6 protein-coding genes, 1 pseudogene and 1 riboswitch are annotated in these 6,044 nt (G+C 41.0%); of the genes and pseudogenes, 1 reads left to right on the forward strand and 6 read right to left on the reverse strand.

Annotated features, from left to right (window positions below; translation table 11 throughout):
• Positions 1-187: 187 nt before the first annotated feature.
• From B4H39_RS08950 to B4H39_RS08970, 5 genes are all read right to left on the reverse strand, one after another.
• On the reverse strand, positions 188-955 hold the full coding sequence (locus tag B4H39_RS08950; protein WP_251422083.1) for a metallophosphoesterase: 768 nt from the start codon (positions 953-955) through the stop codon (positions 188-190).
• Positions 956-1,471: 516 nt separating this feature from the next.
• Positions 1,472-1,717 (reverse strand): 30S ribosomal protein S18, encoded by a 246-nt coding sequence (gene rpsR / locus B4H39_RS08955; protein ID WP_003133134.1) that lies wholly within the window; start codon positions 1,715-1,717, stop codon positions 1,472-1,474.
• Positions 1,718-1,852: 135 nt separating this feature from the next.
• Positions 1,853-2,344 (reverse strand): single-stranded DNA-binding protein, encoded by a 492-nt coding sequence (locus B4H39_RS08960; protein ID WP_202231671.1) that lies wholly within the window; start codon positions 2,342-2,344, stop codon positions 1,853-1,855.
• 37 nt (positions 2,345-2,381) lie between these two features.
• Positions 2,382-2,675 (reverse strand): 30S ribosomal protein S6, encoded by a 294-nt coding sequence (gene rpsF / locus B4H39_RS08965; RefSeq protein WP_202231670.1) that lies wholly within the window; start codon positions 2,673-2,675, stop codon positions 2,382-2,384.
• Between the two features lie 384 nt (positions 2,676-3,059).
• A complete protein-coding gene (locus tag B4H39_RS08970; protein WP_202231669.1) occupies positions 3,060-3,272 on the reverse strand; it encodes a hypothetical protein in 213 nt (70 codons plus the stop codon).
• A 191-nt stretch (positions 3,273-3,463) separates the two neighbouring features.
• A riboswitch (Lysine riboswitch) is annotated at positions 3,464-3,651 on the forward strand.
• 76 nt (positions 3,652-3,727) lie between these two features.
• Between B4H39_RS08970 and B4H39_RS08975 the strand changes: the two genes are divergently transcribed.
• Positions 3,728-5,191 carry an amino acid permease gene (locus tag B4H39_RS08975; RefSeq protein ID WP_251422080.1) on the forward strand — a complete coding sequence of 488 codons (1,464 nt, stop codon included), beginning with the start codon at positions 3,728-3,730 and terminating at the stop codon, positions 5,189-5,191.
• 87 nt (positions 5,192-5,278) lie between these two features.
• Here the strand turns inward: B4H39_RS08975 and B4H39_RS08980 are convergent.
• Positions 5,279-6,044, reverse strand: a pseudogene (locus B4H39_RS08980) (hypothetical protein); the annotation flags it as partial.

A 6,044-nucleotide genomic window follows, 5' to 3' on the forward strand; every position in this document is an offset into this window, starting at 1 on the left:
TTTTTCTTTTCTGGTGTCATAAACTCCTCCTTTGACGTAACGTGTGGTTTAGATTTTTCATTACATATACATTTCTAATGTTACGTTTACTTTCTGAGTCTATAGTATAAAAAAGGTCAAATGAAATGAGTGTTTGATGAGAAAAACGCCCATGCGGTGTATATACTGCACCTTTGGACGTTTTTTCTTAAATCTCATAATACACTATCTCTGGAGGTACACCAAACCTTATAGGTAAAAAAGTCAAGCCTATTCCTGCATTGACAAAGAGTTTCGTGTTTCCCCCTAAGTCATATAAACCAGAGTCATAAGCTTTAGAGCCATCATTACGCAAACGAAAATTTCCAAGACGGATTTGACCACCGTGGCTGTGCCCTGCAACTACCAAATCATACTGTTCCGGATGTTCAACCTGTAAAATCGTATCCGGCTCATGAATCATTAAAAGGGAAAACTCCGCTTGCTCAGGTAACATCCCAAAATTTGGCTGACCTTCGCGCAAGTCAGCAAGCCCCGTCAATGATACATCTCCTGCCCGTACAGACTGATTTGTAAGTACTGTGAATCCTGACTCTTCCAGAAAGCTTCTTATGTAGTTAGGATGTCCCTCCTCCGAAAAATCATGATTGCCCAAAATAGCAAATTTCCCCAAAGGAGCATCTAAATCCGCCAGAATTTCTTTAACTTTATTTCTCTCGTGCTTTTGAGCCCAGCTTACCTTGTCAAATAAGTCACCTGTAAACAAAATCAAGTCAGGCTGATTCTGCTTTATATGCTTCGAAAATTTATAAAATCGGTATGGCCGGGTGTGCCAGTTAAAATGCGTATCTGTAAAATGTGCAACTTTTAATCCTTTCCTATCTGAGATTTTCACTTCCCGTACACGCATAAAGTGTGGTTCAAGCAAAATCCCATAAAACAGGAAACTAAAAAGTAGAATTATAATCCATATCATTGCTTTTAATTTCTTAACTTCTCTTTTTTCCTAATCATTTGTAGGTCTGCGAGATTACGCGGAAACCTTGCTCTGGTTCAGTCATATATAACATTCTTCTAATGCCCAACCAATCATGTGCTTTTCAAACTCTCTTTTGTCTCACCTCTTCTTCAGCAGGGAAGACCGTTTTTTAAAGGAGCTACATCTTTGGCACACTGTATAAATCCTTCGCACTCTCATTCAATATTTTTTAGAAATGCTTCTGTATCAGATATTTATTTACTCATCCCAAGAGCTCAACTTGTAACTAAAGCTAATTTTTGCAATTCCTTTGGCAGCTTAACCATATAGCCGTCTTGCAAAAAGGCTTCTTTCATTTCTAGTATAACATAAAGTCAAACAAGACTGAGTGGAGTCACCCTTACATAAGTTTTGGAAGCGAGGAGCTTAACCGTTATAATATACGGGATGGTACTCAAAAAATCAAAGTTAGAGTACGAAAAAAGACACCCTCTGGTATCTTTTTTTATATCTTTAGTTTTCGTCAGAAGCTACGAATGGCAAAAGAGCCATAACACGTGCGCGTTTGATAGCTGTAACCACTTTACGTTGGTTTTTAGCTGAAGTACCAGTTACGCGACGTGGCAAGATTTTACCACGTTCTGAGATAAAACGTTTCAATAGTTCAGTGTCTTTGTAATCAACAACTTCGATTTTGTTAGCTGCGATAAAGTCAACTTTTTTACGGCGTTTGAAGCCACCACGTTTTTGAAAAGCCATAGTGTGTTTCTCCTTATATTATTATTTTATGATGTTTCACAGAAAAGTACTATCAGCGTTCTGTGAAACTAATAAGAGGCTTAGCAGCCCACTCGTGTTGGAAAGAAGAGCCTTAACTCCCTCTGCAACAGACTATTAAAATGGAAGATCATCATCAGAAATTTCCATCGGTGAGCCACCAAAAGGATCAGCATCACGACCAAAATCAGGTGTCGCAGTACTTGCTGTGCTCGTTCCAGCAAATGTACTGTTTTGCGGTTGTTGCTGTTGTGGTGCACTGTATGAACCACTTCCACCTTCACGCACGGCACGACTTTCAAGCATTTGGAAGTTATCCGCCAATACCTCAGTCACGTAAACACGTTGACCTTCTTTGTTCTCATAATTCCGCACTTGAATGCTACCTGTCACACCAATTAAGGCACCCTTTTTCGCCCAATTTGCCAAGTTCTCAGCAAATTGACGCCAGATGACACAGTTGATGAAATCAGCTTCACGTTCGCCTTGCGCATTTTTAAAACGGCGGTTAACAGCAAGCGTAAATGTAGCAACCGCAGTATTTTGCGGTGTGTAACGTAGTTCAGGGTCACGCACAAGGCGTCCAACCAAAACAACATTATTAATCATGATGTCTCTCCTTTAATTTTGTCCAGCTAAACCAGAATTAAGCTTCTACTTTAGTGATCATATGACGAAGAATATCGCCGTTAATCTTAGCAAGACGGTCAAATTCGCTCAAAGCCGCTGAATCAGTAGACGCTTCAAGAGTTACGATGTGGTAGATACCTTCACGGAAATCTTGAATTTCGTAAGCGAGTTTACGTGTTTCCCAGTCTTTAGACTCAAGATTCACAGCACCGTTGTCAGTCAAGATATTATCGAAACGTTCAACGAGAGCTTTCTTTGCTTCTTCTTCAATGTTCGGACGAATAATATAAAGAATTTCGTATTTTGTCATTGATTTTTCCTCCTTTTGGACTAATGACACAGGTTGGAGCCTGTGTAAGTTATGAGTTTTACTCACAAGTATATATTCTATCAGATTAGCAGTTTTTTTGCAAGCTGCCCCACTCCTATCACAGAAATTTCACGGCTTATTAAAAAACTATAATAACTATCTCGAAACACTGATTTAGAAGCACTTGTAGTGTACGCACATTTTTCTTAAAAAGAGCCGCTTCGAAGGTATTTTACTCTTTCAAGTGTAAAAGTTATTCAAGAAAAGGGGGAATTTCTCAGAGCTTGTGAAACTTCCGTGTCCCTTCTCGTAGAAATCTTAAAACGAAACCAAAAGAAAACAACCCTCTGCACATGCAGAAGATTTTTCACCTTTCTTTATTTATCAAGCTACAACATCGAGCACATTAGCTGGAATGTAGCGGTACTCACCTTCTTTCGACTGATAGTAGCCAAGTTTTTTCACAATAAAATGCAGTTTGCATTGGTTATCAAAGCGTTGGAATAAGTGTGTTACTTCTCCTTCTTGGCTGCGTGTTACGCGTACAATTTTTTCTCCTGCGTAAGTTGGAGATACATATTTTGGGGTAAATGCCATAACAAACCACCTCCCGATATAATTCAGATGAAAGCGTGCTCATCTACCTTCTATTATAACTCTTTTTAGTTTCTAAAACAAACACTTCGCATTATTTATAACCAACAAGCAAAGTTGCATAATTATACACTTTTTTCAGCTTTATCCTTGACAAGCCTCTCAAATTAATCTAAAATATTCATAAATACTTAATAAACGATAGAGGTCGCAGCCAATAATAAGTCGAACGGAGCTTGAGTAAGCTAGGATGTTTGACCCAGGAGCGGTTGCCGAAAGAAAAGTTAAACTCAATACCTTTTCTTGGTTTAACGAGAAATACTTGTTAAACTGTCGTAGTCTAGCTAGACTCTTAGTATAGACACGATGCGCTATTCGGATAAAAATCCTTTCTGACGTTTAGTGATCCCTCGGGATTGCTTTTTTGTATTAATATTCATAAATTTAGGAGAGAAGTAATGGATAATACTGCAAACAACGGACCCACGACAACCACACAAGTAAAACGGGGGCTCAAACATCGCCACTTAACCATGATTGCTTTAGGGGGAACTATCGGTACGGGGTTATTTGTTGCTTCAGGAGCCACAATATCTCAAGCTGGTCCTTTTGGCGCCCTTGTTGCTTATGGAGCTATAGGTCTCATGGTTTTCTTCTTGATGACTTCTCTCGGTGAAATGGCTTCTTACTTGCCACTATCTGGTTCCTTTGCTTCCTTTGCTGACCGTTATGTTGATGAGGCTTTCGGCTTTGCCATGGGCTGGAACTACTGGTTCAACTCAGCAATCACTGTGGCTGTTGAGGCTGCTACAGTCGGTGTAATTATGCAATTCTGGTTGCCACATGTCCCTACATGGATTTGGTCTACCATAGTTATTGGTCTTATCCTATTGGTCAACTTGATTTCTGCCAAGGCTTACGGTGAAGCAGAGTTTTGGATGGCTACGGTTAAAGTTGTTGCCGTTATTGCCTTTATCGTGATTGGTCTCGCAACAATTTTCGGGATTATGAGTTATAAACCCGATGTGGCACGTAACCTTTCTGCTGGAGGAAATCACGGGTTTGTTGGCGGTATCGGAGGAATGATTGCCGTCTTCATGATTGCAGGTTTCTCTTTCCAAGGTACCGAAATCGTTGGTATTGCAGCTGGTGAATCTGAAAATCCTGAAAAAAATGTACCTTCAGCAATCAAACAAGTTTTCTGGCGTATCCTCATTTTCTACTTCCTATCTATCTTTGTCGTTGGAGCTTTAGTCTATTATAAAGACCCTAGTCTTCTCCGTGCTGCTGCTCAAAACGACATTACCGTTTCTCCGTTTACTCTAGTGTTTGAGCGTGCTGGTTTAGCTGCTGCCGCTTCTGTTATGAATGCTGTCATTTTAACATCTGTTATTTCTTCTGCTAACTCTTGGCTCTACGCTGCTTCTCGTATGCTTTTCGGTATGGCTAAGGAAGGACATGCACCAAAGATTTTTGCAAAGACAAACACAAGCACTGGTGTTCCCATCTTTGCTATCCTAGCCACTGTAGCCATTGGTCTTTTAGCTTTCTTGACCAGTATCTTCGGAACAGAAATTTACTTCTACCTCGTAGCCGCCTCTGGTTTATCTGGCTTTCTGGCTTGGATTGGTATTGCGATTTGCCATTTTCGCTTCCGCCGTGCTTTTATTAAGCAAGGACATCATCTTTCTGAGTTGGGTTATCATGCCAAATGGTTCCCCATCGGCCCAATTATTGCCTTAATCCTCTCAATCATCATCGTTATCGGTCAAATCACCACTGTCACGATGAGCGTGCAAAACATTGTTACCACTTACTTGGCGCTGCCACTTTTCCTTGTTTTATATTTTTCTTATAAAATTGTTAAGAAGACGAAGCTCATCCCCCTTGAAGAAGTTGACCTGAGTCGCGATATTGATTAAAAACTCAGATAAAACCCTAAAAATCACTCAATACTTGGCTTATAAGGATGCCTTATTGAGTGATTTTTGTTTTGGAGTTTGACTGCTTTAGTTGGATTGATTGATAATTATAGCAGGGCGAATACCACGCACAGGGTGGGTAAATGATACATTATTACTAGCGAACAACTGTCCTGGTCTCTGGAAATTCACATGCCAAGCAAATCCGGGAGCCCCAGGTGTCCGTAACCACCACGAGTTACTGTTCGTCGCCGTACGTCCCAAGGAGTTAGGAAATGCTTGTCCAAGTCCAGATAGGCGTGTAACATCAGCTAAGGAAAGTGCAAACGCACGTGGACTACCACCTGCTCCTTGGACAATTGTTGTCACATCTGCCGCAACCTCACCTTCTAGATTATTGGGAATCCATCGCACACCACCATCAAATGTAACAACATCATCTGGAACACTTCCCGTTATGAAGTTATTAGCTACAGGCTGAACTCTGGCTCTCACTTCTGAATGAAGAGAGTCATACCAAGAATCCAGTTCCTCTTCTTGCTGTACAAATGAAATCTCGGTAATCACATTATTCCGGATAATCATATGGTTGCCAGAACCCATGTTTTCAAGGTAACGGTACTGCTCACCTGCCATGGTAAAGATACGGCCCGGACGCATGGTTGAGAAGTCAAAAGCATCTGGTGCACTGTCTTCGTTAGGCAATGGGTTCTGTCCGTCATCGTACATCACTCCGTTCTGGATACCTTGGAGAAGGTCTTCCAGCTCCGCATGGTGTTGCTCCCCGTCATTGAGGAACTCCTCATGCTGGTCAGGACTCACCAGTCCGCTCTCGACATGAATGCCATAGTAG

Source organism: Lactococcus sp. UBA7128 (assembly GCF_002492185.1).
Taxonomy (GTDB): Bacteria; Bacillota; Bacilli; order Lactobacillales; family Streptococcaceae; genus Lactococcus; species Lactococcus muris.